The sequence below is a fragment of the Cyanobium sp. Aljojuca 7D2 genome (genome assembly GCF_024346415.1).
In the GTDB taxonomy this organism is placed as follows: domain Bacteria; phylum Cyanobacteriota; class Cyanobacteriia; order PCC-6307; family Cyanobiaceae; genus Cyanobium_A.
In genome coordinates, this window is record NZ_JAGQCX010000009.1 from 107,870 (window position 1) to 131,396 (window position 23,527).

26 protein-coding genes and 2 tRNA genes are annotated in these 23,527 nt (G+C 68.8%); 14 read left to right on the plus strand and 14 right to left on the minus strand.

The window, feature by feature from the left end; genetic code table 11:
* The first annotated feature begins 10 nt into the window (after positions 1–10).
* Positions 11–631 (plus strand): glycerol-3-phosphate 1-O-acyltransferase PlsY, encoded by a 621-nt coding sequence (gene plsY / locus KBY57_RS10745; protein ID WP_094561427.1) that lies wholly within the window; start codon positions 11–13, stop codon positions 629–631.
* 22 nt (positions 632–653) lie between these two features.
* Here plsY and proC read toward each other — a convergent pair whose 3' ends face one another.
* From proC to KBY57_RS10780, 7 genes are all read right to left on the minus strand, one after another.
* Positions 654–1,469, minus strand: a complete 816-nt coding sequence (gene proC, locus KBY57_RS10750; RefSeq protein WP_254995864.1) for a pyrroline-5-carboxylate reductase — start codon at positions 1,467–1,469, stop codon at positions 654–656.
* Between the two features lie 7 nt (positions 1,470–1,476).
* Entirely contained in the window at positions 1,477–2,028 is a 552-nt protein-coding gene (locus KBY57_RS10755) for a cell division protein SepF (RefSeq protein WP_094561429.1), read from the minus strand.
* Positions 2,029–2,143: 115 nt separating this feature from the next.
* Positions 2,144–2,806 carry a YggS family pyridoxal phosphate-dependent enzyme gene (locus KBY57_RS10760; RefSeq protein WP_254995884.1) on the minus strand — a complete coding sequence of 221 codons (663 nt, stop codon included), beginning with the start codon at positions 2,804–2,806 and terminating at the stop codon, positions 2,144–2,146.
* Position 2,807: 1 nt separating this feature from the next.
* Positions 2,808–3,074: a PipX family protein gene (locus KBY57_RS10765; protein ID WP_254995885.1), complete on the minus strand. Its 267-nt coding sequence runs from the start codon at positions 3,072–3,074 to the stop codon at positions 2,808–2,810.
* Between the two features lie 52 nt (positions 3,075–3,126).
* Entirely contained in the window at positions 3,127–4,059 is a 933-nt protein-coding gene (locus tag KBY57_RS10770) for a CbiQ family ECF transporter T component (RefSeq protein ID WP_254995865.1), read from the minus strand.
* Between the two features lie 31 nt (positions 4,060–4,090).
* Complete coding sequence (gene der, locus KBY57_RS10775; protein ID WP_254995866.1) at positions 4,091–5,458, minus strand: ribosome biogenesis GTPase Der; 1,368 nt, start codon at positions 5,456–5,458, stop codon at positions 4,091–4,093.
* 59 nt (positions 5,459–5,517) lie between these two features.
* Positions 5,518–5,997 carry a DUF1823 family protein gene (locus KBY57_RS10780; protein WP_254995867.1) on the minus strand — a complete coding sequence of 160 codons (480 nt, stop codon included), beginning with the start codon at positions 5,995–5,997 and terminating at the stop codon, positions 5,518–5,520.
* A 28-nt stretch (positions 5,998–6,025) separates the two neighbouring features.
* On the opposite strand from KBY57_RS10780, the gene dusB reads away from it, so the two are divergent.
* Entirely contained in the window at positions 6,026–7,057 is a 1,032-nt protein-coding gene (gene dusB / locus KBY57_RS10785) for a tRNA dihydrouridine synthase DusB (RefSeq protein ID WP_254995868.1), read from the plus strand.
* Here dusB and KBY57_RS10790 read toward each other — a convergent pair.
* Both KBY57_RS10790 and cobI read right to left on the minus strand, forming a co-directional pair.
* Positions 7,048–7,761, minus strand: a complete 714-nt coding sequence (locus KBY57_RS10790) for a DUF4079 domain-containing protein (RefSeq protein ID WP_254995869.1) — start codon at positions 7,759–7,761, stop codon at positions 7,048–7,050. The two genes, dusB and KBY57_RS10790, sit on opposite strands and share 10 nt — an antisense overlap.
* A gap of 13 nt (positions 7,762–7,774) precedes the next feature.
* The gene (gene cobI / locus KBY57_RS10795; RefSeq protein WP_254995870.1) at positions 7,775–8,530 is read right to left on the minus strand and encodes a precorrin-2 C(20)-methyltransferase; all 756 of its coding nucleotides are present in this window, start codon (positions 8,528–8,530) and stop codon (positions 7,775–7,777) included.
* Positions 8,531–8,585: 55 nt separating this feature from the next.
* Here cobI and KBY57_RS10800 point away from each other — a divergent pair, with 55 nt between their 5' ends.
* Positions 8,586–9,134 carry a 1,2-dihydroxy-3-keto-5-methylthiopentene dioxygenase gene (locus KBY57_RS10800; RefSeq protein ID WP_254995871.1) on the plus strand — a complete coding sequence of 183 codons (549 nt, stop codon included), beginning with the start codon at positions 8,586–8,588 and terminating at the stop codon, positions 9,132–9,134.
* Positions 9,135–9,413: 279 nt separating this feature from the next.
* Here KBY57_RS10800 and KBY57_RS10805 read toward each other — a convergent pair whose 3' ends face one another.
* From KBY57_RS10805 to aroQ, 3 genes are read right to left on the minus strand one after another with little or no spacing between them, the layout of a single operon-like run.
* On the minus strand, positions 9,414–9,656 hold the full coding sequence (locus KBY57_RS10805) for a hypothetical protein (protein WP_254995872.1): 243 nt from the start codon (positions 9,654–9,656) through the stop codon (positions 9,414–9,416).
* A 48-nt stretch (positions 9,657–9,704) separates the two neighbouring features.
* Positions 9,705–10,385 (minus strand): tRNA-(ms[2]io[6]A)-hydroxylase, encoded by a 681-nt coding sequence (locus KBY57_RS10810; RefSeq protein WP_254995873.1) that lies wholly within the window; start codon positions 10,383–10,385, stop codon positions 9,705–9,707.
* Positions 10,382–10,822 (minus strand): type II 3-dehydroquinate dehydratase, encoded by a 441-nt coding sequence (aroQ, locus tag KBY57_RS10815; RefSeq protein ID WP_254995874.1) that lies wholly within the window; start codon positions 10,820–10,822, stop codon positions 10,382–10,384. The genes KBY57_RS10810 and aroQ overlap by 4 nt, the downstream gene beginning before the upstream one ends.
* 53 nt (positions 10,823–10,875) lie before the next feature.
* On the opposite strand from aroQ, the gene KBY57_RS10820 reads away from it, so the two are divergent.
* The 7 genes from KBY57_RS10820 to KBY57_RS10850 all read left to right on the plus strand — a co-directional run bounded on the left by KBY57_RS10820 (position 10,876) and on the right by KBY57_RS10850 (position 17,430).
* Positions 10,876–10,957, plus strand: a tRNA-Tyr gene (locus KBY57_RS10820).
* A gap of 10 nt (positions 10,958–10,967) precedes the next feature.
* Positions 10,968–11,039, plus strand: a tRNA-Thr gene (locus tag KBY57_RS10825).
* Positions 11,040–11,098: 59 nt separating this feature from the next.
* Positions 11,099–11,695, plus strand: a complete 597-nt coding sequence (locus tag KBY57_RS10830) for a response regulator transcription factor (RefSeq protein WP_254988871.1) — start codon at positions 11,099–11,101, stop codon at positions 11,693–11,695.
* Positions 11,692–13,758: a sensor histidine kinase gene (locus KBY57_RS14295; RefSeq protein ID WP_254995876.1), complete on the plus strand. Its 2,067-nt coding sequence runs from the start codon at positions 11,692–11,694 to the stop codon at positions 13,756–13,758. Before KBY57_RS10830 ends, KBY57_RS14295 begins: the two co-directional genes overlap by 4 nt.
* Before the next feature lie 72 nt (positions 13,759–13,830).
* The gene (locus KBY57_RS10840) at positions 13,831–14,571 is read left to right on the plus strand and encodes a hypothetical protein (RefSeq protein WP_254995877.1); all 741 of its coding nucleotides are present in this window, start codon (positions 13,831–13,833) and stop codon (positions 14,569–14,571) included.
* Positions 14,480–15,829 carry an aldehyde dehydrogenase family protein gene (locus KBY57_RS10845; RefSeq protein ID WP_254995886.1) on the plus strand — a complete coding sequence of 450 codons (1,350 nt, stop codon included), beginning with the start codon at positions 14,480–14,482 and terminating at the stop codon, positions 15,827–15,829. The genes KBY57_RS10840 and KBY57_RS10845 overlap by 92 nt, the downstream gene beginning before the upstream one ends.
* 116 nt (positions 15,830–15,945) lie before the next feature.
* Positions 15,946–17,430, plus strand: a complete 1,485-nt coding sequence (locus KBY57_RS10850; protein ID WP_254995878.1) for a LysM peptidoglycan-binding domain-containing protein — start codon at positions 15,946–15,948, stop codon at positions 17,428–17,430.
* 16 nt (positions 17,431–17,446) lie between these two features.
* On the opposite strand, the gene KBY57_RS10855 is transcribed toward KBY57_RS10850, so the two are convergent.
* Together KBY57_RS10855 and KBY57_RS10860 are read right to left on the minus strand one after the other, a co-directional pair.
* Entirely contained in the window at positions 17,447–18,970 is a 1,524-nt protein-coding gene (locus KBY57_RS10855; protein WP_254995887.1) for a RecQ family ATP-dependent DNA helicase, read from the minus strand.
* 134 nt (positions 18,971–19,104) lie between these two features.
* Positions 19,105–20,151 carry a hypothetical protein gene (locus tag KBY57_RS10860; protein ID WP_409996440.1) on the minus strand — a complete coding sequence of 349 codons (1,047 nt, stop codon included), beginning with the start codon at positions 20,149–20,151 and terminating at the stop codon, positions 19,105–19,107.
* A 149-nt stretch (positions 20,152–20,300) separates the two neighbouring features.
* On the opposite strand from KBY57_RS10860, the gene KBY57_RS10865 reads away from it, so the two are divergent.
* The 4 genes from KBY57_RS10865 (at position 20,301) to KBY57_RS10885 (ending at position 23,305) form a co-directional block, all read left to right on the plus strand.
* Positions 20,301–20,510 carry a photosystem I reaction center subunit IV gene (locus KBY57_RS10865; RefSeq protein ID WP_190389246.1) on the plus strand — a complete coding sequence of 70 codons (210 nt, stop codon included), beginning with the start codon at positions 20,301–20,303 and terminating at the stop codon, positions 20,508–20,510.
* A gap of 127 nt (positions 20,511–20,637) precedes the next feature.
* Complete coding sequence (locus KBY57_RS10870; protein WP_254995879.1) at positions 20,638–21,483, plus strand: DNA-formamidopyrimidine glycosylase; 846 nt, start codon at positions 20,638–20,640, stop codon at positions 21,481–21,483.
* A gap of 17 nt (positions 21,484–21,500) precedes the next feature.
* On the plus strand, positions 21,501–22,907 hold the full coding sequence (gene mtnC / locus KBY57_RS14300; RefSeq protein ID WP_315859792.1) for an acireductone synthase: 1,407 nt from the start codon (positions 21,501–21,503) through the stop codon (positions 22,905–22,907).
* A complete protein-coding gene (locus KBY57_RS10885; protein ID WP_254995880.1) occupies positions 22,904–23,305 on the plus strand; it encodes a DUF4440 domain-containing protein in 402 nt (133 codons plus the stop codon). The genes mtnC and KBY57_RS10885 overlap by 4 nt, the downstream gene beginning before the upstream one ends.
* Positions 23,306–23,527: the final 222 nt, after the last annotated feature.

Sequence of the window (23,527 nt, forward strand, 5' to 3'; positions counted from 1 at the left end):
CCCCCCTGCCATGCCCCTGATCACCCTGCCCGTGCTGCTCGCCGGCTACCTACTCGGCTCGATCCCCAGCGGCTACCTGGCGGGCCGCTGGCTCGCCGGCCTCGACATCCGCCGCGAGGGCTCCGGCTCCACCGGCGCCACCAACGTGCTGCGGGTGGTGGGCAAGGGGCCGGCCCTGGGTGTGTTTCTGGTGGACGTGCTCAAGGGCACCGCCGCCGTGCTGCTGGCCAAAACCGTGCTCGACCCCTTCGGGGTCGGTGTGGTGCTGGCCGGGCTGGCGGCCCTGGCCGGGCACATCTGGCCCGTGTGGCTGGGCTGGAAAGGGGGCAAGGCAGTGGCCACGGGCCTGGGCATGCTGCTGGGGCTCACCTGGCCGGTGGGCCTGGCCTGCTTCGGCATCTTTCTCGCCGTGCTGAGCGTTAGCCGCATCGTGTCGCTCTCCAGCGTGGTGGCAGCCCTGGCGCTGCCGCTGCTGATGCTGGGCTGGTTTGCCGATACTGGCCTGGGGCTGCGCTGGCCCTACCTGGCCCTCGCCCTGCTCACCACCGTGCTGGTGGTGTGGCGCCACCGCAGCAACATCCAACGGCTGCTGGCCGGCACTGAGCCCCGGCTGGGCGCCTCCAAGGGCTGACCGCACTCCGTCAGTCGTGGGCTCAGGCCAACTCTCGGCTGCGCTCGGCGGCGGCGATCACCGCCTCAATCAGGGCCGAACGCAACCCGGCCTGCTCCAGCTGCCGCAGGCCGGCGATGGTGGTGCCGCCAGGAGAGCTCACCATGTCCTTGAGCTGGCCGGGATGGAGATCTCGCTCCTGCAGCAGGGCCGCGCTGCCGGCCAGGGTGCGATGGGCCAGGCGCTGGGCCAGCAGCCGGGGCAGCCCCGCCGCCACAGCGCCATCCGCCAGGGCCTCGGCCACCACAGCCACAAACGCGGGCCCGGAGGAGGTGAGGGCCAGGAAGGCATCGAGCTGGGCTTCGGGCAACTCGTGCACCTCGCCCACCTGGGCAAACAATTGCTCCACCCAACGCCGCCGCTCCGCCGGCACGGCGTCGGCGAAGGCCAGGCCCGTGAGCCCCGCACGCACCAGCGCCGGCGTGTTGGGCACAGCGCGCACGCACTGCCAAGCGGGAAACAGGCGCTGCAGCCGCTCCAGGGTGACGCCGGCCAGCACCGAGATCAGCAGGCCGCCCGATGGGGCAGCAGAACCTGCCGCGGCGGCCTGGGCAGCGCCCCGGGCGGCAACCTCCAGCTGCTGGGGTTTGACCGCCAGCAACACCACCGGTGCCGTCCAGGCGGCGGCCGCATCCGTGTCGACCACCAACTGATGGGCCTGGCGCAGGCCGGCGGCGGAGGCCTCACTGGCCACCACGGCCCGCACACCCTCGCGCTCCACCAGCCCAGCCTCCAGCAGGGGCCACAACAAAGCCTGGGCCATACGGCCCAGGCCCACCACGCCGAAGGTTGGCGTCACGACGGCCCTAAATGGCGGCGTCCTGGCGTCCCCAGGCTGGGCTAGGGGCCGCCTCCTGCTGGGGCTCGCTGCTCTCCCGGCTCACGATCGAGGAGGCGGAGGTCTCTTCGCTGGCGGCCGTGGTCACGGTGACGCAGCTGGGAGCGAACAGAAAAATGCTCTCGCCGACGCGCTCCTGGTGACCATCGATGGCGAAGGTGCCGCCGGCCACGAAATCCACAGCGCGCTGGGCCTGATCCGGCTCCATCATCGTGAGGTTGAGGATCACGGTCTTGCGCTCGCGCAGGGCCTGGATGGCGCGGGGCATCTCATCGAAGCTGCGCGGCTCCATCAGGGTCACCTCAGCGGCGGCCGTGGACAGGCCAGGCATACCGATCACGTTGGTGCCGGCGAAGGGATCGTCGGCCGTGAAATCGGAGCTCAAAGCCAGAGCACTGGCACGGCTGGTGAAACCGGGCTCGGGCAGCTCGCCACCGTCGTAATCGAGCTCGTCGTCGTAGTCGCCATCGAGGTAGTCGTCTCCTGAGACGACGGCACGCAGACGGGAGAACAACGACACGGAGCGAACCTCACAGGAAGCTTTCCACCTGAATAGCGTCCCACGCCAATGGCGGCAAGGGTTTCAGAGAGGAATTCGCACCGATTTCGGGATTCGCGCCCCATCAATGGGAGGCTCAGCCCAACGGGGCCGGCCGCGCTCCAAACAGGGCACTGCCGATGCGCACCCAGGTGCTGCCCGCCGCGGCCGCCTCGGGCCAGTCCCCACTCATGCCCATCGAGCGCTCCGTCAGGCCCAGCTCCGTGGCCAGGGCGGCACAGTCGCCAAACAGGTCGCTGCGCTCAGCTGGCGTGAGGCCCAGGGGTGCCAGGGTCATCAGACCCACAGGCCGCAGCGGCGCCAGGCCGCTGAGCTCGGGCCAGTGGCGACGCAGCTCGGACGGCTCGAAGCCGGTTTTGGCGGGATCGGGGCGGAACTTCACCTGAAACAGCACCGCCGGAGCCCGCTGCTCTTCGGCGGCGATGCGGGCCAGGCGGCGGGCCAGCTCCAGGCTGTCGAGGGAGTGGATCGTGCCGAAATGGCGCACCACGCCGCGGGCCTTGTTGGCCTGCAGGCGGCCGATGAAATGCCAGTCGAGGGGCTCGAGATCGGCCAGCTCGGCCTGCTTGGCCGCAGCCTCCTGCAGCCGGCTCTCGCCGAAGCTGCGCTGCCCAGCCGCCACCGCCTCACGGATCCGGGCGGCCGGCTGGCCCTTGCTCACCGCCAACAGACGGCAGCCGAGGGGCAGCCCAGACCGCAGGCCGGCCAATCGCTCAGGCAGCCCGGCGTCAGCCACCAGATCAGATGAAGGTCTGGTCAAACAACTGACGCCAATGGGCATGGGCCTCGGGACCCTCACGACGGGCCCTTGCCAGATTCTGTTCGGCGTAGTGGCGAGCATCCATCAGCGGAACCACCTCAAAGGTGGCACCCCGAGGCTGCAGGGTGACGATGAAGAAGATGCGCTGGGCATACAGCGTGGCAAACAGATCACGGCCTTCGGACACCGGCGCCACCCGATACAGCATCCCAAAGGTGGGATGGTTGAGATAGCGCTCGGGACTCACAAATGCGCTGCTCGCCAATGCGCTGCTCACGAATGCGATCGGTCAGTTGCCATTAAAGGGCACCGACTTTCCAGCGCAGCACGAGCACCAGCAGCAGCAATCCCGCCGCCGTGCCGTTGAGCAGGCCCTGGCGCCGCCCCCCAACCAGCGGGCGATGCAGCAGCTCAGGCGCCAGCCAGCAGCCGCCGCGGGCCAGCAGCGCCTCAGCCCCCTGCTCAGCCCGCAGCAGCACATTGGCCAGCAACCGCTCACCCACAGCCAATACCAGGCCGAGGCTCCCTTTCCAGCCCAGGCGCTTGAGATTCACCGCCCGGGTTGCAACAGATCGCAACAGGTTCTGCAGCTCCTCCTGCACCAGCGGCAAAAACCGCAGAGCCAGCAGCAGGATGAACCCGAGCCGCTCCACCGGCCAGCCCAACCGACCCAGGGGGGCCAACAGCCAGCTGATCGCCCACACCAGCTGCTCGGGGGCGGTGCTGAGCAGCAGCAGGTTGGCGCTGTGCACCAACGTGAACAGCAACGTGGCGCCATTGAGGCCGAGCTCCGCCGAGCGCCGGGTCACCACCAACGGCCCCTGGCGCAGCAGCACCCAACGGGCACCGGCTCGCTCCGGCGGCGCAGTGCCGGGCGGGCCGGGCTCCAAGCGCAGCTCCGCCGGCGGCCGCTGCAAAGGGGCCGGTGGCGCCGAGCCCGCTGGCAGCAACGCGGCCAGGCCGCCCACCAGCAGGGCCAGGGCGAGCAGCAGCGGCACGCTGCGGCGCCACAGGCGCCAGCTCAGGCCACTGACGGCGGTGATCAACAGCAGCAGGCCCACCAGGCTGAGGCGCCAGAGCGGCCCCGCCAGGATCGGCGTCACCAGGAAGATCAGGGTCCAAGCCAGCTTCAGGCGTGGGTCGAGCCGGCGCAGCCAGCTGCCGCCGCCGGCCGCCTCCGCCGGATCCGGAGCGGCGAACTGGCCGATGGGGATCTGGCGCAGAACATCCACTCAGCCGCTCCCTCTCACCTCTGGCCTGGGCTCAACGGCCACGATTCTGGGTACGGGCCAGCTCTTTCTCGGCGTCGCGCTGCTGCTTGCCGCGCCAGAACAGCTTGATCGGCGTGCCCTCGAAGCCCAGGCCCTCGCGGATCTGGCGCTCCACATAGCGGCGGTAGGTGTCGCCAAACAGCTTGGGCTCGTTGACAAACAAGGTGAAGCTGGGAGGCCGCACCGCCACCTGGGTGCCGTAGTAGAGGCGCCCCTGGCGGCCGCCGCGGCTGGTGGGCGGCGTGCGCCAGCTGAGGGCTTCGGTGAGCACCTCGTTCACCACCGAGGTGGTGACGCGGCGGCGGTGCTGCTCCACCGCCAGCAGGGCCAAGGGGAAGATCGCCTGCACCCGCTGGCCGCTGAGGGCCGAGGTGAACAGCATCGGCGCCCAATCCAGGAAATAGAGCTTGGCGCGGAGCTCCTTCTCCATCGCCGGCATGGTGTGGCTGTCCTTTTCAATGGCGTCCCACTTGTTCACCACCACCACGCAGGCGCGGCCGTCCTCCTCGATGCGGCCCGCCAGGCGCTGGTCCTGCTCGGTGACGCCATCGAGGGCATCGATCACCAGCACGCACACATCGGAGCGCTCGATCGCCTTGAAGCTGCGGTTGATGCCGAAGTATTCGGGGCCGTAGCTCACCGAGCGGCGGCGGCGGATGCCGGCGGTGTCGAGCAGCTTCCAGGTTTTGCCCTCGCGATCGATCGTGGTGTCGATCGTGTCGCGGGTGGTGCCGCGGATCGGGCTGACAATCGCCCGGTTCTCGCCACACACCGCATTGAGCAGGCTGGATTTGCCCACGTTGGGCCGGCCGATGATCGCCAGCTGGATCGGCTCCTCCTCACCCTCCTGCTCCTCGGTGGGCGCCAGGAAGCTCACCACCTTGTCGAGCAGGTCGCCGGTGCCGGCACCGTGAATCGCCGAAATCGGGAAGGGCTCGCCCAGGCCCAGGCCCCAAAACTCGGCCGCCATGGCCAGGCCCGCATCGGGCGACTCGCACTTGTTCACCGCCAGCAGGGTGGGCACCCCCTGGCCGCGCAGCCATTCGGCAATCGACTGATCGGCGGCGGTGCAGCCCTGCTGACCATCCACGATCACAAGCGCCACGGCCGCCTCGGCCAGGGCAAGGTTGGCTTGCTCGCGGATCTCCGGCAGAAATTCGCTGTCGTCGTCAAACACCAGGCCGCCGGTGTCCACCACCCGGAAGGTGCGATCGGCCCAGTAGCCCTCCTGGTACGTGCGATCGCGCGTCACGCCGGGCTGGTCGTGCACGATCGCTTCGCGGCTGCGGCAGAGCCGATTCACCAGGGTGGATTTGCCCACGTTGGGGCGGCCAATGATGGCAACGACCGGTAAGGCCAAGGGAGGTATTCCTACGTCTGTCCTGTCTTGACCCTACAGAGAGGCCATAACCCGAGCCATCAGGAGATCGGCAGATCGCCCGGATGGCCCGCCACCGGATCGGCCGGCACCTCGCGCAGCGCCGGCAGCGGCCCGCTCTCCGGCAACGGTTCGCCCCGCTCAGCCAGATGGGCCAGCAGCCAGTTCACGGCGGTGGCGCGGCGGGTGCGGCGCGGGTAGAGCTCGCCGATCCGGTAACCCGCAAAGCCCAGCTGCTCCTTAAGCAGTTGCTTGTGCTCTTTGGCGATCGAGCGGGTGAGGGCGACGCTGGGCGGCCGCTCGGCGATGAACTGGGGCTCGATCAGGAAGGACTCCCGCCACACGGCCCCCGCAGCCGGGCCCGCGCTCCAGGTGCCGGAGCCGTTCTGCGCGTATCCCAGGCGCGGCCAGATCAGTTCACACACGAAACGATCGCTGAGGCGGTCGGCCAACACCGCGTCCAGCAGCGCCCGGCTCAGGGGGAAGGGATCGGGGCTGGCGGCGGCCTGAACGGAAGCCATCGACCTGGAGCATCACAATCGGATCACCATGATCACCGGTTCACTGATCAACGCTTCACCCCTGCAGCTGGCCGGCAACGGCACACCGCGCGCCCTGCGCTGCCGGGTGCTGCAGTCGCCGTTGGCGGGGGTGAGCGACCGCATCTTCCGCGGCCTGGTGCGGCGCTGGGCCCCCGATGCCCTGCTGTTCACCGAGATGGTGAACGCCACCAGCCTGGAGCTGGGCTTCGGGCTGCAGAAGGTGGAGGAGCTCGCCAGCGAAGCCGGCCCGATCGGCGTGCAGCTGTTTGACCACCGCCCCGCCGCCATGGCCGAGGCAGCCCGCCGCGCCGAGGCCGCCGGCGCCTTCCTGATCGACATCAACATGGGCTGCCCGGTGAAGAAGATCGCCAAAAAGGGCGGCGGCAGCGGCCTGATCCGCGACCCGGAGCTGGCGGCCCGCATCGTCGACACCGTGGCCGCAGCCGTGGCGATTCCGGTGACCGTGAAAACGCGGCTGGGTTGGTGCGGCAGCGACCTCGCCCCCGTGGCCTGGTGTCGCCAGCTGGAGGCGGCCGGCGCCCAGCTGCTCACCCTGCACGGCCGCAGCCGCGAGCAGGGCTTCAAGGGCCAAGCCGACTGGGGTGCCATCGCAGCGGTGAAAGCGGAGCTCACGATTCCAGTGATCGCCAACGGCGACGTCAACAGCCCGGAGGATGCCTTGCGCTGCCTGGCGGAAACGGGCGCCGATGGCGTGATGGTGGGCCGGGGCACCATGGGCGCCCCCTGGCTGGTGGGACAACTCGATGCGGCCCTGAGCGGCCAAGCGATTCCGCCCACCCCCAGCCCCGCCGAGAAGCTGGCCCTGGCAGCCGAGCAGCTGCGGGCCCTGGTGGCGGCCAAGGGCGACCACGGCCTACTGATCGCCCGCAAACACATGGGCTGGACCTGCAACGGCTTCAGCGGAGCGCCGCAGCTTCGCCATGCCCTGATGCGGGCGCCCACCCCGGCAGTGGCCCTAGCGTTGCTGGATCGGGCCGCAGGCCAGCTGGGAAAGTTCGGAGCGGCTGCTCAGGCTTGAGGAGCAGCTGGCTCCGGGCAGGTGCGGTTCTGAAAATCGCAGCGGTAGATCGCCGGCTTCTGCCAACTGAGCGGGATTTCCAGCAGGTCGCGGCTGCCGGTGATGGCCTGCACCGCCAGCAACACCATCACCAGCAGGTTGGAGGCGATGTGCAGCCGACGCCAGGCGGGCCGGCGGGTGATCTCCGGGCGGGCTGCCAGGTTGAACAGCAGAAGCCCCGTCAGCAGCACCCCGCTCCAGTAGTGGGAGCTCCAGAAGGCGGCGGAAAACGGGTTGTCGGAGAGGCGCCAGATCTCCGGTTGGCTACCCAGGCCCAGGAGACCTGCCCAGGTGAGCAGGGTGAAGCTGGCCCGCAGCGCTGGCTGCTTCACCTTCAGCAGTGCCAGCAGCGCCACCAGGGTGCCAGCCGCCACAACCATCAGCAGCGCCAGACGCACAGGCCCTCCGGCGAAGGCCGCTCCAGGCTCCACGGCCTTGCTGAGGAAGGAGTACACGAGGGCGATCAGCACCACCACCACCACGCCGGCGGTGAGCCAGCGGCCGTGGTCGGCGTGTTCGCGGGGCACTAGGGCGGGCTGCTGGGTGATCCCCAGGCGCTTCTCGCGCACCAGGATCCCCAGGCGGATCGTGGCCCCCACCACCGGGTACACGAACAGGATCACCAGCACCGGGTGGAGCAGGGAGAACCAGTCGATGGGCGTCATCTCGGCATCTCCTTCAGGGCAGCACCTCGGGCCAACCCTGGCGGATCAGCAACAGCGAAAAGTAGGGTTGCTCCTCGCCGGGCACCGCCGCGGCCGGGGCCAGCAGCTGGTCGGGCCAGCCCACCCGCTGGGCAAACAACGCCGCTTCCAGCAGGCCCCGAGTCTCGAGAATCGGCCGCACCCAGCGCCAGCGTTGGCCCAGCTTGAGCAGGGCCAGCACCGCCCCAGCCGCCCGGGCTTCCGCCAGCAAAGCCTCCAGCGCCGCGGCGGACTCGGGGGTGGGGCGGATCCAGAGGGCGTCCTGCTGCAGGGCCAGGGGCCAGCGGCCTGCTGCTGCAGCAGCCGCCACCGCAGTGATGCCGGGGATCACCGCCACGGGGCAGGCCGGATGGCGTTCCGCCAGGGCCAGCAGGGCGTAGGAGGCACTGGCGTAGAGGGAGGCATCCCCCTCGCACAGCAGCACCACGGCGTGGCCGGCGGCCACCTCCGCCGCCAGGGCATCGGCGGCGGCGTGCCAGGCCGCCCGGCGCGGTTCGGCCTCCGCCACCATCGGAAACAGCAGCGGCAACCGCCGCTGCTCCGGGTCGATCCAGGGGGCAGCGATGGCCGCCGCCATGCCCTCAGCCTCCAGCCGCGCCACCGGGTAGGCCACCACCGCCGCCGCCTGGATCGCCCGCACCGCCGCCACCGTGAGCAGCTCCGGATCACCGGGGCCCACGCCCACCAGGGTGAGGCCGGCGGCGGCAGGCGCACTCGAGGGGGGAATCACACACAGGCTGCTGAAGGGCCCTTTCTAGGCTCACGGCAGTGGGCGCGCTGGTGCGATGAGCCATCTGCAGATCTTCCCGGCCGCTGGCGGCAGCCCCGCCGCGGCCAGCCTGGCCAGCAGTGATCCGGCCCTGATCGGCGAAGCCCTGGCCGCGCGCGGCATCGGCTTCGAGCGCTGGCCGGCCCGGGTGGAGCTCCCGGAGCACGCCGAGCCGGCCGAGATCCTGGCGTCCTACGCCGCGGAGATCGCCAGGGTGCAGGCCAGCGGCACCTACCCCACGGTGGATGCGATCCGCCTCACCCCAGACCACCCAGACCGCGAGGCCCTGCGGCAGAAGTTTCTGGCCGAGCACACCCACAGCGAAGACGAAGTGCGCTTCTTCGTGGAGGGCTGCGGGCTGTTCTGCCTGCACATCGGCGAGGAGGTGCTGCAAGTGCACTGTGAGACCGGCGACTTCCTGCGGGTGCCCGCCGGCACCAAGCACTGGTTCGACATGGGCTCCGCCCCGCAGTTCACCGCCATCCGCTTCTTCGACAACCCCGACGGCTGGGTGGCCCAGTTCACCGGCGATGGCATCGCTGCGCAGTTTCCGCTGCTCGACTAGCTCTTACCACCCACAGGGACGCTGCTGGGCTCCACAAGGGTTGTCGCTATTGGACAATTCGGCAGGGGTCTGCGGACGGTCCCCACCGGAGTTCGGCCCGCCACGCTGCTCTGCCATGGCTGGCACGCCAGAAATAGTCAGAAGAAGGAGGCCAAGGATCCCGAAGATTGGGCTTTTCATGGCAGTTTTGGCAAAGGAACTGTGGAGCGAAAACATCGCCCCTCATCACTGTGACCACGAGCCATCCTTCGATTTGGAGAGGTGCTCTTCTGCCTCGAATCAGCAGCCCTCGTCAACCCGCACCGGGATGCTGATCGAGTCTCCAGCAGTTCCTGAAAACACACGCATGGCGCCGTTGCCACCTGAGGTTTCGTATCCCGTGCGTTTGCTCGAAAACGTGAGCTCAACCCGATAGCCAGGATCGGCCATCACCACCGTGCCCTCGCCCAGCGCCCAGGTGGCAACTACCTTCTGGCTCCAGGGCTTGGCGCCTCGGGGTGCGGCCTGCCCCTGGCAGCCCATGATCCCCGAATCATCCCGGTCAAAGATCTGAAGCGATGGCTGTGCCCTTCATGGGTCGGCGTGCAGCGGCCCCACAGGCGAGCTCCCCAACTCCACCCCCACAGAATGCATCCGAACGTCCTCTGGATGCTTCAGAAATCCAGTTAAGGCATGGGTTTCGACCTCTGCCAGCTCCTGCAGCCGCGCCATGGTGACCTCACGGCCGTAGCGCTCTTCGCACAGCAGCCAATAGAGACCGAAGTGACGCGCCTCACTGGCCAACAGCTCGCCATACAGCGCGCGCAGCTCGTCATCGGAACTGTGGGCCGCCAGCAGGGCCATGCGCTCATGGCTACGGGCCTCGATCAGACCGGCCACCAGGAAGGAATCCAGCATGCGCTCGGGCTCACCCTTGCGCACCGCCGCCGTGAGCTGGGCGCCATACCCCGGCGCGGGCAGCGGCTTGAGGGCAATGCCGCGCCGCTGCAGCAACTGCAGCACCAGCTCGAAGTGCTCAAGCTCCTCGCGGGCCAGCGGGCTGAGCGCCGCCCCCAACCCTTCATCCGAGGGGTAGCGGAACATCAGCTGCAGGGCCACCCCGGCCGCCTTGCGCTCGCAGTGGGCGTGATCGATCAGCACCAGATCAGGCCGGGCATTGGCCTGCTCCAGCCAGCTGGCGCTGCTGGGGGCCACCAGCCACTTGATGCGGGCCTGGTCGGCCCGCGGCGCGGCGGTCAAGGAGGCGGTCAAGACGAGCTGCGCAGGTGAGCCACCAGACCCTCGAGCGCCAAACGGTAGCTCCCAGCGCCAAACCCGCAGATCACCCCCACCGCCCGATCAGCGAGATAGGACCCATGCCGAAACGGCTCCCGGGCGTGCACGTTGCTCAAGTGCAGCTCCACATAAGGAATGGCCACCCCCAGCAGGGCATCGCGCAGGGCGATCGAGGTGTGGGTGTAAGCGCCGGCGTTGATCAGGATCCCGTCCACGGCGCCGCGCGCCTGGTGGATGCGATCCACCAGGGCCCCCTCGTGGTTGCTCTGGAAGCAGTCGATCGTGGCCCCCAACTCCACCGCCCGCTGGTGCAGCTCCGCGTTGATCTGCTCCAGGCTGGCGCTGCCATACAGCCCCGGCTCACGCGTGCCGAGCAGGTTGAGGTTGGGGCCGTGGAGAGCGAGCAGCTGCATGGGGTGAGGGGCTGGCGGGAGGGGCCGGCTGGTAAGTTCTTCGGGTGTGGTTCGGGTCGGTGCCCGAGTGGTTAATGGGGGCGGACTGTAAATCCGCTGGCTCTGCCTACGTTGGTTCAAATCCAACCCGGCCCACCTTCCACATGCCCTTGTAGCTCAGCGGTAGAGCACTCCCTTGGTAAGGGAGAGGTCACGAGTTCAAGTCTCGTCAAGGGCTTACAAAACCGAAGCCGGCACCGGAATCTTCGGCATGATGCAGAGAGCGGCACCCACACCGTGAGCCTGCGTTGCCTGATCGTGGAAGACCAGGTGATGTTTCTGCAGCTGCTCTGCACAATGCTGCAGGGGCTGCGGGATCTGGAGGTGGTGGCCACCGCCACAAGCTGCCACGACGCCCTGCTGGCCTGCCGCCACCATCGCCCCGACATCCTGATCCTGGATCTGGCCCTGCCCGATGGCGATGGCCTGGAGGTGGCCCGGTTTCTGCAGATGCAGCAGCCGCAGGCGCGAATGCTGGTGCTCTCCGCCCAGGCCGCCAGCTTTGTGTGCCCGGAGGAGCTCGAACCGATGCTGGTGGGTGTGGTGGACAAAACCTCCACCTACGAAACCCTCCAGGGCGTGATCGAGTCGGCCTTGGTGCCGCAGGAGCCCGATGCGCCATCCCGCCACCCGGCGATGCCAGGCCTGACGCCCCGCCAGCGGGAGATCTTCCAGCTGATCGGCCGCGGACTCTCCAACAAAGCCATCGCCGCCTGCACCGGGCTGTCGCTGGCCACGGTGGAGACCCACCGCAAGGCGATCGCCCGCCGCCTGGGCTGCAGTGGCGCCGAACTGGTGCGGCGGGCGGTGCTGCACCTGGCGCCGATGCCGTGAAGCTCCCCTCTCCTCCCGGCCAGCGCCTGCGCGACCGCATCATCTGGGCCACCAGCCTGCAGCTGCTGCTGGTGAGCAGCGCGGTGGGCGGCATGGCCTATTTCAGCGGCCAGCGCAGCGGCCTCAGCTTCACCGATGCCCTGCGCCAGCAGGATGCCATCACCGACCTCTCCGAGCAGCTCTCAAGCCGGTTGCAGGCCCCGCAACTGATCAACAACCTCAACGTGCTCGCCATCCGGCAAGGCCAGCTGTCGCTGACGGATTTCCAGGCCATGGGGCAGCGGTTCTGGAGCCAGATGCAGCTGTTCCCGGTGGGCTACATCAACTTCGGCAACCCAGCCGGCGAATTCATCGGGGTTGAGCGGCTCGAGAGCGGCGCCTTCGTGCTCAACGAGGACGCCATCGCTAGCCCCCTCGGCAAAGGGACCCTGGGCGTGTATGCCCTGGGGGCGAACGGGGAGCGGGGGGCACTGCTGGAGACCGTGCCCGGCATGGCCACCACGCACGAGGAAGCCTGGTACGTGGAGACGGTGAAGGCGGGCAAAGCCAGCTGGAGCTCGATCTACCAATGGGAAGACAAACCCGCGGTGCTGGCGATCTCCTACAACCAGCCCCTCTATGGGCCCAATCGCCAGCTGCTCGGCGTGATCGGCGTCGACTTCGTGCTGAGCCAGCTGAACACCTGGCTGGCGGAGGTGTGGAAAGACGTGCGCGGCTTTGCCCTGATCGTCGAGGCCGACGGCATGGTGGTGGCCAGCTCCCGGCCCGGCTTCACCAGCACCGGCACGGGAGACGCCACCCGCCGGGTGCGCATCGATCAACTCCGCGATCCCCTGGTGCAAGCCGCCAGCCGCAGCCTGTTCCGCCAGGGCCGCAACGGCTCCCTCCAGCCACGAACCGAGCAGATCGGTCCCCACACCACCGATCAAGACGGGCACACGTTCTTGCTCGATCTCCATCCCTGGGGGCAACGGGAAGGGCTCAACTGGCTGCTGATCACCGCCAACCAGTCCGACCAGGCGGTTCAGGCCAGCCAGCGCTTCGCCCTGATCGCCCTGCTGCTCTCCCTGGCCGCCGTGGCCGCTGCGGTGGTCGTGACCATCCGGGTGGGCAACTGGCTGCTGGGTCCGCTCGAGGTGTTGCGCCGGCGTTGTGGGGAGGCCGCCACCCAGGTGACGCCCACAACCGCCGATCTGGTCTTCGACCCCCAGTTGCCCGCCGGCAGCGCCGTTGAAATCGAGGCGGTGTCCCAGGCGTTCGGCGCCCTGGTGGAGCGACTCACCCAGGCCAGGCGGCAGCTGGCGGAGGCCATGGAGCGGGAACGCCTCAAGGACGCCCAAACCGTGCTGGTGCTGGAGAACAAGCTCAAAAGCAGCCTGCAGGCCGCCGCCGTCGCCCATGAGATCAACCTGCCCCTCAGCACCCTGCTGCTGAACAGCAAACTGCTGCTTGAGCAAGGCGACGCTCCGCTGGCCCAACCCCTGCGGGAGCCTCTGCGCGCCATCGCCGCCAATGCCGACGCGGTGGTGGCGACGATCGAGAAGATGCGCAGCCTGCTGCGCAACGTGCAAACCCACCACCAGCTGCTCAACCTGGCCCATGTGACCCGCAATGCCCTGCTCTACGCGGCGCCCAGCCTCAAGGCCGCCGGCGTCACGGTGCAGCGCCAGGGGCTGGACCAGAGCTGGGCCGTGATGGGCGATGCGGCCCAGATCCAGATCGCCGTGGTCAACCTGTTGCGCAACGCCCTGGAAGCCCTGGAGAGCGCGGGGGACGGCGTGGATGGCGCCCCGGCCACGGTGGTGGTGGGCCTTGACCGCGATGCTGACACGGTGGTGCTGACCGTGGCGGACAACGGCCCGGGCTTCCCGGCGCCGGAGACAGCCCTGGAGCCCCTGGCCACCAGCAAGCCCACCGGCAGCGGCTTGGGATTGTTCGTGGTTCAGACCACCATGGACAACCACCACGGCCGGGTGGTGGTGGGTCGCTCACCCCTAGGAGGCGCCGCGGTGCAGCTGATCTTTCCGGCGGCTGATCGTTCCAGTGGCAGCTCTACCCACTAACGGGTAATCCACAAGCCGGGGCGCCTCACGAATTCATACGGTCGCATGGCTGCTACGTCGAGCGCTGCGGGTATGCGCGACATCCTGATCGACGGCGTACCGATCCTGGATCTGCTGGAGATCACGGGCAGCACCAGCCGCGTGGCAGCCCTCAGCAACTGCGACCAGAGCTCCGTCTCGCGCCTCTACCGCCATGCCAGCGATCAGCTGGGGCTGGACTTCCGCAAAACCGAGGGCCACTACCGGGCCCACGCCAACCAGGCTGTTCTGCGATCCCTGCGCCACACCGCCCAGCTGCTGCGCCTGACCAGGAGCAGCCGGGGGCTGCAGTGGCTGGGGCATCCCTGCAGCCCCCTGCCGCAGGAATGGCTGGCAGAAGAGCGCAGCCTGGAACTGCTGCGCGAACGGGTGCTGGATCTGGCCGTCCTCGCCGACCCGGATGGATTGGCCCCCACCTGGAGCGACCACAGCCAACCCTTCCCCTTCGGCGACTGGGTGGTGGTGGGGCTGACCCGCGCACGGCAACCCCTGCGGCCCGCCGCCGTCGTGCTGCGGCACGACAACCTGGAACACCCGGCGCTGCAGGAGCTCATCGGCCAGCTCCGCAGCGATGTGTTGCGCACGGATGTTTTGCGCACGGATCACCAGCCATTTGCCAGGGTGGACGCCCTTGATGTCTGCCATGACCTCCCCCCCGCTCCTGGCCACTCCGATCGCGGCGATGCGGGCACCGGTCAGTGCCGGCCTCAGCCGCAGCCTGGCCTGGCGCCTGGAGCAGCTCGATCGGCTGGCGGCCCTGCTCAGCCAGCATGAAGCGGAGGTGCTCGAGGCCCTGGCCGCCGACCTGGGCAAGCCTCCCCTCGAGGCCACCTTCGAACTGGTGGCGGTCCGCCAGGAGCTGACCCTCACCCGGCGGAAGCTGAAGGGCTGGATGGCCCCGCGGGCGATCGGGCTTGATCTGGCCCTGCGGCCCGGGCAAGCCTGGGTGCAGGCCGAACCCCTCGGCTGCGTGTTGATCATCGGCCCCTGGAACTACCCCTTCCAGCTCTGCCTGCACCCGCTGGTGAGTGCCCTGGCGGCGGGCAACACCGCCGTGCTCAAGCCGTCCGAGCACGCCCCCCGCACCGCCGCGCTGCTGGCCCGCGCCATCCCGGCGGCCTTCCCCGCCGAGGTGGTGCAGGTGGTCACCGGCGATGGGGCCGTGGCCGCCGAGCTGCTTGAAGAGCAGTTTGATCACATCTTCTTCACCGGGGGCGGCCGGGTGGGACGGCTGGTGATGGCCGCTGCAGCCCGCCACCTCACCCCCGTCACCCTGGAGCTCGGCGGCAAGAGCCCGGCGATCGTGCTGGCCGACGCCGACATCGCCACCACCGCCCGGCGGTTGGCCTGGGGCAAGGGGCTCAATGCCGGCCAAACCTGCATCGCCCCTGACCACGTGCTGGTGGAGGCCCCCCGCCAGGACGACCTCGTGGCCGCCATCGCCTCCGAATGGACCCGCTTCTACGGCCCGGATCCACTGGCGAGCGACGATCTCGGCTGCATCGTCAGCGAAGCCCAGTTCCAACGGCTGGAGACCCTGCTGGCGGGCGCACGCCAGCGGGGCCAGGTGCTGGTGGGGGGACGCAGCGACGCCGCGCGGCGGCGGATCGAACCCACCGTGGTGGCCGTGGCCTCCGGCGACGATCCGCTGATGCAGGAGGAGCTGTTCGGCCCGATCCTGCCGGTGCAGCAGGTGGCCGATCTCGACGCTGCACTCGTGGAGGTGCGCAGCAGGCCCAAGCCCCTGGCCCTGTATCTGTTCAGCCCCAACCGCAGCGCCCAGGAGCGCACCCTCACCACCACCAGCTCCGGCGGGGTGTGTTTCAACGACGTGGTGCTGCAAGCCGGCGCCGCCGCCCTGCCCTTTGGCGGCGTGGGGGAGAGCGGCATGGGCAGCTACCACGGCCACACCGGCTTCCTCACCTTCTCCCACCAGCGCACGGTGCTGCGCCGGCCCTTCTGGCTGGATCTGCCCTTCCGCTACCCCCCCTACGCCGGGAAGCTGGCCCTGGTGAAAAGGCTGCTGGGCTGATCGCGCGGGCCTGATCGCACTGGGGCGATCAGAACCTTTGATGCGCCGAAGGCCACCCGGGGGCTGGATCACCCCAGGCGGGCCCCTTAACGTTCCAGTATCGATCTGTGGTGCCGATGCGTCGCTCCCTTGCCGCCCTGGCCCTAGCGGTGGTGTTGCCACTGCCCTGCCTGGCCCCCGCAGCGGCTCTGGCCAACGTGGTGGTGAGGCCGGGCGAAACCCTCTCAGAGATCGCCGACCGCCACGGAGTCAGCCTCACCCGGCTGATGCAGGCCAACGGCATCACCAACCCCAACCTGGTGGTAGCGGGCCAGAAGCTGGTGCTGCCCGGAGCCCGCAGCACGGCAGCGGCCAGTGCCGGCGCCCGCAGCGGCAGCGTCACCGTGCAGCCGGGTGAAACCCTCTCCGAAATCGCCGACCGTCAGGGCGTCAGCATCACCCGGCTGATGCAGGCCAATGGCATCACCAACCCCAACGTGGTGGTGGCGGGCCAGAAGCTGGTGGTGCCCGGAGCCCACAGCACCGCCAGCGCAGCCGCACCCCGCCCCTTGCCCACGGCGCCCTACACCGTCAAAAGCGGTGAAACCCTCTCGGAAATCGCCGATCGCTTTGGCACCAGCACCGAGCGCCTGATCCAACTCAACCGGATCGGCAACCCCAACATGGTGGTGGCTGGAACCCGTCTGGCCATCCCCGGTCGGCCCTCCTCGGCACCGGCAGCCCGCAGCAGCGCCACCCCACGCAACGCCAAGGAGCACGTGGTGCGCAGTGGCGAAAGCCTCTCCACCATCGCCGACAGCTACGGCCTACCCGTCGAAAAGCTGGTGGCCATCAACAAGATCAGCGACCCAAATCTGGTCGTCTCCGGCACCCGGTTGAAACTGCAAGCCCCACCACCGGTCAAGGCCACCCCCAAAGCCACTGCGAAAGCACCCGTCAAAGCCGCAGCCAAACCCGTCGCCCAGCCCAAGCCCAAACCGGTCGTGACGCCGGCAGCCCAATCCACGGCCACGGTGCAGCCGACCGTTCAGCCGACCCTTCAGCCGGCAGTGCAGCCGACGGTTCAGCCCACACCCCGCCCCCAGCCCACGGTCACGGCGCAAACCACGCCCCAACCCGCTGCCGCAGCGCCAGCCGCAGCCCAGGCCGTGGCGACGGCCCAGCCAACCAGCCGCATCGCCGCAGCCACCACTGGCGCCGCAACCACTGCAGCCACCACAGCCGTTGCCGCGACCACCGCCGCTCCCCAAACGGCCACCCCCAAGCCAGCCGCCAGCAAGCCGGTGAGCACCGCCACCCGGGCCGCCACAACACCGCGGCCGAGCACCACCAGCAAGGCCGGCAGCAGCAAGCCCCAGGGCCCCGACTGGCGCAGCTACGGCCCACTCCAGGTTGACTGGGCCAATTGGCAGCCCATGGGCGGTAGCTATGTGGCCCCGACCCTCAACGGCGACGGCAAGCCTGTCTATCTGGCGGTCAACTGTGGGGCCCGAAAGCTGAATGCCACCAGCCAGTCGGGGCAGTGGAAGAGCTGGGATGCTCCCCAAACCGACTTCGAAGAACAGCTGATCAGCGACATCTGCAAGGCTCGGGCCAGCTGAATAATCCCCAGCCGCCTCAGGCGGCCCAGTGCAACGGCCAGGGCTGGCGGCAATAGCGCCGGCCCGAGGCCCGCAGGTAGAGGCGCTGGGCGCCATCGTCGCTCTCGCTGAGCAATTCCTCCTGCACCAAGCGCCGCAGCAGCCAACCCCAGCTGGCCTCCTGCTCCTGGCGCAGCTCGGCAGAAGCCGCACCCGCCAGCTCCTCGGCCAGGCTGCGCAAATCCCGACCCGGCCGGGCCTCAAGCGCCTCCAGCGCCGTGAGCGCATCCACCGACCAATCCTGGCGTCGCCGTGGGCTCTGGCAATTGTCACAGCGGCCACAGGCGGCGGCCAGCTCGCCCACGGCCAGCAGGAGCGCCTGCTCCCGGCAGCCCTCGCCCTCCGCCACGGCCTCCATCCGCCGCAGTTGCTGCTGGGCCAGCTCCAGGCGCTGCTGGTCCTGCTGGCGCTGCACCGCCGTGGCGGCAGCAGGCATCAGCTGGGATCCACCCCCCCGGATGGCCCAGCCGAGGCTCGTGCGATCGGCCGGGTCGTAGAGCACCAAACAACGGGCCGGCAGGCCGTCGCGCCCCGCCCGCCCCGATTCCTGCAGGTACCCCTCCGGACTGGCCGGCAGATCGAGGTGCAGCACCAATCCCACATCCGGTCGATCCACCCCCATCCCGAAGGCCACGGTGGCCACCAACACCGGCCTGGGCTGGTGCTGGAAGTGCTCGAGAGCCAGCTGGCGGCTTTCGGGATCCATGCCGGCGTGATACGCAATCGCCTCCAGCCCAGCCGCCGTGAGTCGGGCGGCCCACTGCTCCACGGAGCGGCGCGTGCGCGCGTAAATCAGCACAGCCCCGCGGGCGGCCGTCACGGTCTCCAGCACCGGGGGCAAAGGATCGGCCGGGCGCAGCTGCATGCCGTACACCAGGTTGGTGCGACGCGCCGAACGCACCTGGATCAGCGGCCGGCGCAGCTGCAGCAGACGGATGATGTCGGCCCGCACCTGGGGGGCGGCGGTGGCACTGAGCGCCACCAGGGGCACCCCCGGGCACTGGGCGCGCAACTGCCCCAGGCGGCGGTAGTCGGGGCGGAAATCGTGGCCCCAGGCGCTGATGCAGTGGGCTTCATCCACCGCCAGGGCCACCAGCTGACCGCTCTCGAGCACGTCGTCGAGCAACTGGCGGGTGGCCTCCGCCTGGAGCCGCTCAGGCGCCAAATAGAGCAGGCGCAGCTTGTGATCCCGCAGGCGCTGCAGCAACTGCCGCCGCTCCGGCAACGCCAGGCCGCCGTGCAGACAGGCCGCCGGGATGCCGCGGCGCTGCAGCTGGCTCACCTGGTCCTGCATCAGGGCAACCAGGGGTGAGATCACCAGCACCAACCCGCCGCGCACCAGGGCCGGCAGCTGATAACAGAGCGATTTGCCGCCCCCGGTGGGCAGCACCGCCAGGCAGTCCTGGCCAGCCAGCAGGGCCTCCACCACCGGGCGCTGGCCGGGCCGAAACGTCGACCAACCGAAATGACGCTCCAGGGCCAGCTCCAGCGGATCCCCCAGAGACCTCAGCTCGCCGACGCGCCTGCTGCGAGTCGTGCTGCGAGTTGTGCCGCTGGGCAGGGAGCCAGACAAAAGAGCCCTACCCGTAGTGCACCCGACCATAGCGGCCACCAGATGCAGGGGAGGCGCCGCGCTCAGGGCAGGGGCGGGGGGGGCAGCTGGTCGGGGGATTCCTCCACCAGCTGCAGCCGCAACCGCTTGCCACCCGCCAGCTCCCCCAGCGACACCCGCAGGGTGCTGCCGCTGAGCGATTGCAAAGCCGTAAGCAGTTCCCGTAGATGGGGAGTGCTGCTGCCGCTCTCCACCCAGAGGCGCTCCTGCAGACCGCCCAGCCGCCGCCAGCTGGTGTGCAGCTTCAGCACGGCACTCTCCAGGGCCTGGGCCTGACCCACCGCATCGGCCAACAAGCCGAGGGCATCGAGCCGCTGGGCCTCCTGCAGGGCCTTATCGAAATCCAGCTCCCCCTGCTGGAAGGCCCGCACCGCCAGGGCCGCCTCCGCCGCCTTGCTGAGCCAGCGGGCCGTGCTGGTCACATCCTTGACCCGCTCCAGCTCCGGCTCCTCCCGCAACACCCGGCGCAGGTCCTCCTGCTGGGCCTCGGGCAGCTTGGCCAGCTCCTTCACCAAAGGGGCCACAGCCCGCGGCGGCAGCAGGTTTTCAGCGGTGCGCTGGCGGATCTCCTCGGGCAGGAGCGGGCTGGTGGCGGCAGTGAACTCATCACTCAGACGCCGCACCTGCTTGCGGGTGATCTGCTGACCCTCGTTGGCCGCCTCGCTGATCATTTGCTGCACCTCCGGATCGGCCTGGGCCGTCTCCAGAAAGGCGCGCTTGGAGAAATTGTTGACGCTGGTTTCCTCCAGCATCCCGTCGCCCACCAGGCTGTCGGACGACTCGGCCAACTGGATCAGGGTGTAGGCCCGCGTCTTGCTGATTTCGCGCTCGCGCAGCCATTGCAGAAAGCCGGTGCCGCGCCCCTCGCCGCCCCGCTTTTCACGATCCCGCACCGCCCGCAGGATGCGCCCCCGCCAGATCTCGGTCTGCAGGTCGAAGCGATCGCACACGGCCCAGGCCTCCTCGAGGCGGGCCAGAAACTCCATCGTGCTGATGGTGTCGCTGTCGGGATCGGGCAGCTCAAGCGTCAGCACCGGCGGCGTTGGGACCTCCGTGGGGGCCATGGCCATGGAAGGGGTCGCGCGGCTGAAGACGCGATCGTGCCACGGGGCAGCTCGCGGCCCCCACAGCAAGGGCGACGAATCGTGACGCCGGCGATAAAGGCTCCCGCCCGCGCGGGTATCTTCCCTGTGGCAGCCACCCGATCTACAGCGCAGCGATGGCCATCTCCCGCGGCGACAAGGTGCGCATCAAGCGCCCCGAGTCCTATTGGTTCAACGAAGTCGGCACCGTCGCTTCGATCGACACCTCCGGCATCCGCTACCCCGTGGTGGTTCGCTTTGAGAAGGTGAACTACAACGGCTTCAGCGGTTCCGAAGGGGGCATCAACACCAACAATTTCGCCGAGAGCGAACTGGATAAAGCCTGAGCTCAGGCCGGCTTGTTCCCCCAAGCGGCGCACCACATCCCACGCGTGCGCCAAATCAGCCCGTGCCACCGTTGGTGGTGCGGGCTTTTGAATGGGCTCGCAGGAGTCCCCAGCCCTGCCTGCGCCCATGCCTGAACTCCCCGAAGTGGAAACCGTGCGGCGCGGCCTGGAGAGCCAAGCCCGAGGCTTCACGATCGAGCGGGTGGAGGTGCTGCGGGCGCGGGCCATCGCCAGCCCGGCCAGCCCAGCAGACTTCGCCGCTGCCCTGAGGGGCACCGAAGTTGGAGCCTGGCAGCGGCGCGGCAAATACCTGATGGGGCTGATCAGCCGCGGGGGATGCGACGCCGGCACCTGGGGTGTGCACCTGCGCATGACCGGCCAGTTTCTTTGGCTCGATACGCCGCGCCCGCCCTGCGCCCACACACGGGTGCAGCTGTTCAATGACGCAGGCCAGGAGTTGCGCTTCGTGGACACCCGCAGCTTCGGCCAGATGTGGTGGGTGCCGCCAGGCGAGCCCGTGGAGAGCGTGATCACCGGCCTGCAGAAACTGGGACCAGAACCGTTCAGCGAGGCCTTCAGCGCCCCCTACCTGCGTGAGCGCCTGCGGGGCTCCAGCCGGCCGATCAAAAACGCGCTGTTGGATCAGTCTCTGGTGGCAGGAGTCGGCAACATCTACGCCGATGAGTCGTTGTTTGCCGCCGGCATCCAGCCCAGCACCCCCAGTGGACGCTTGTCGCTGTCGCGGCTGAAAGGCCTGCACCAGGCCCTGGTGGAGGTGCTGGAAACCAGCATCGGTGCGGGGGGCACCACCTTCAGCGATTTTCGCGACCTCAGCGGCAGCAATGGCAATTACGGAGGCGTGGCTTGGGTGTATCGGCGGGGCGGCGAACCCTGCCGCCGTTGCCACACCCCCATTCGCCGCGACAAGCTCGGCGGCCGCAGCAGCCACTGGTGCCCCAGCTGCCAGCATTGAGCTCCTTGCAGTTGAGCGTGGATCCCGTAGCCGGCAGCACCGCCGCCCTGGCGTTGCAACTCAGCGCCACCATGGCAACGATCCACCGCCGCGGCTGGTGCGACGGCACGGGCGGCAACTTCAGCTGCGTGCTGGATCGTGAGCCCCTACAGCTGCTGATGGCACCGAGCGGTGTCGACAAGGGCTCCGTGGCGCCGGAAGCCTTGATCGTGGTGGATGCCGGCGGCGTTGTGCTGCGGGGGGAAGGAAAGGCCAGCGCCGAAACCCAGCTGCATTTGGCGCTGGTGGAAACCTGCGGGGCAGGAGCCGTGCTGCACACGCACTCCCAGGCCGGCACGCTGCTCTCCCAGCACTACGCCCCCACCAGCGATCGTGCCGTCGCCCATCTGAGCCTGCACGACCTGGAAATGCTCAAGGGTCTGGAGGGCATCACCACCCACGCGAGCTCGATCGCCATTCCGGTGTTGGCCAACAACCAGGATCTGCAGCGTCTGCGGGCCGAGGCCGAACCCCACCTGCGCAAGGCGCCCCACGGGCTGCTCATCGCGGGCCATGGCCTCTATGCCTGGGGGCGTGATCTGCCAACGGCACATCGCCATCTGGAGATCCTGGAATTTCTGCTGGAGCAGCACTGGCGCCAGCTGCTGCTTGAGGCCTTAAGCCTGCCTCGGCAGCAGCGCCAAGCGCCCCGAAATCGGGTGTGGCGGCAGGGAGTCACACACGTGCTGCTCGACATCGAAGGCACCACCTGCCCCGTGAGCTTTGTCTCGAGCACCCTGTTTCCCTATGCAGCGGAACAACTCGAAGCGTTTCTGGACAGCCATCGCAACGACCCCGCGGTGCGAAGGCTCCTGGATGAAGTCGAAGCTGCCTGGCGACAGGACGCTGACCCCGAGGCCCAAGCGTTGCAGCAACAGGGCGGGGTAGGCGTGCTGCCCTACCTGCAGTGGTTGATCCGCCGCGATCGCAAACTCACCCCCCTCAAGGATCTCCAGGGCTTGGTGTGGGAGCAGGGCTACCGAAGCGGTGCCCTGACAGGGCCGCTGTTCGCCGATGTGTCCGGCGCGCTGCGGACCTGGCATGGGGCCGGGCTGGTGTTAGCGGTGTATTCCTCAGGATCGGTCGCCGCCCAGCGCTTGATCTACGGCCATAGCAATGCCGGCGATTTACGGTCGCTGTTCAGCCATTGGTTCGACACTCGAATGGGCCCGAAACAGGCACCCGAGAGCTACGCGACCATCGCGGGTCAGCTGGGCGTGGCTCCTGGGCAGGTGCTGTTTGTCAGCGATGCCCTGACGGAATGTCAGGCGGCCGCCGCCGCGGGCATGCAGGTGGTGTTCAGCGATCGCGAGGGCAATCCCGGACGCGACCCGGGGCCGTTTGAGAGGATCGTGAGCTTCAACGACCTGGAGCTGACCCCGTGAGTTCGGATCTCAAGAGCCGCGATCAAGCCCTTCTGAGCCTGAACCAGACTTTGCTCGAAAGCGTGGCGCGCGGCGACTGGGACACCTACGCCAGCCTCTGCAGCACGGATCTCACCTGTTTCGAAGCAGAAACCAACGGCGTGCTGGCCGAAGGCCTGCCCTTCCACAAGTTTTACTTCGAGCTTCCCGGCGATCCCCAGGCGAGCGCCACACCGGTGCAGGTGAGCATGGCCAGGCCCCACATCCGCTGGATCGGCCCCGATGCAGCCATCCTGAGCTACACCCGCCTCACCCAGAAGCTCAGCAACGGTGCACCCATCACCGCCAGCTGCTGCGAAACGCGCGTGTGGCAACACATCGACGGCAACTGGCTTCAGGTGCACGCCCACCGCTCCTAAGCAAGCCAGCACAACTAGCGGGCACACGCCCAACAAAAAAGCCACCCCGGGGGGTGGCTTTTTGCTTCAAGGCGGATTGCTCGTTTCAGGCTTCCCGGAGGACGCCCCAAAGCAGATCAACTAGAAGATGGAATGAAGGTTTTACCTGGCATCGAGCTATTTTCTCAGGGGGCTGCCCCCCAAATATCGTCGCCGCTGCAGCGTTTCACAACCGAGTTCGAG

What these genes read in the sequence shown, in the direction of transcription:
- plsY (WP_094561427.1), top strand. Translation starts at nt 11, where the DNA reads ATGCCCCTGATCACCCTGCCCGTGCTGCTCGCCGGCTACCTACTCGGC.
- KBY57_RS10780 (WP_254995867.1), bottom strand. Translation starts at nt 5,997, where the DNA reads ATGGCTTCCGTTCAGGCCGCCGCCAGCCCCGATCCCTTCCCCCTGAGC.
- dusB (WP_254995868.1), top strand. Translation starts at nt 6,026, where the DNA reads ATGATCACCGGTTCACTGATCAACGCTTCACCCCTGCAGCTGGCCGGC.
- KBY57_RS10790 (WP_254995869.1), bottom strand. Translation starts at nt 7,761, where the DNA reads ATGACGCCCATCGACTGGTTCTCCCTGCTCCACCCGGTGCTGGTGATC.
- KBY57_RS10800 (WP_254995871.1), top strand. Translation starts at nt 8,586, where the DNA reads ATGAGCCATCTGCAGATCTTCCCGGCCGCTGGCGGCAGCCCCGCCGCG.
- KBY57_RS10805 (WP_254995872.1), bottom strand. Translation starts at nt 9,656, where the DNA reads ATGGGCTGCCAGGGGCAGGCCGCACCCCGAGGCGCCAAGCCCTGGAGC.
- aroQ (WP_254995874.1), bottom strand. Translation starts at nt 10,822, where the DNA reads ATGCAGCTGCTCGCTCTCCACGGCCCCAACCTCAACCTGCTCGGCACG.
- KBY57_RS10840 (WP_254995877.1), top strand. Translation starts at nt 13,831, where the DNA reads ATGCGCGACATCCTGATCGACGGCGTACCGATCCTGGATCTGCTGGAG.
- KBY57_RS10845 (WP_254995886.1), top strand. Translation starts at nt 14,480, where the DNA reads ATGCGGGCACCGGTCAGTGCCGGCCTCAGCCGCAGCCTGGCCTGGCGC.
- KBY57_RS10850 (WP_254995878.1), top strand. Translation starts at nt 15,946, where the DNA reads ATGCGTCGCTCCCTTGCCGCCCTGGCCCTAGCGGTGGTGTTGCCACTG.
- KBY57_RS10860 (WP_409996440.1), bottom strand. Translation starts at nt 20,151, where the DNA reads ATGGCCATGGCCCCCACGGAGGTCCCAACGCCGCCGGTGCTGACGCTT.
- KBY57_RS10865 (WP_190389246.1), top strand. Translation starts at nt 20,301, where the DNA reads ATGGCCATCTCCCGCGGCGACAAGGTGCGCATCAAGCGCCCCGAGTCC.
- KBY57_RS10870 (WP_254995879.1), top strand. Translation starts at nt 20,638, where the DNA reads ATGCCTGAACTCCCCGAAGTGGAAACCGTGCGGCGCGGCCTGGAGAGC.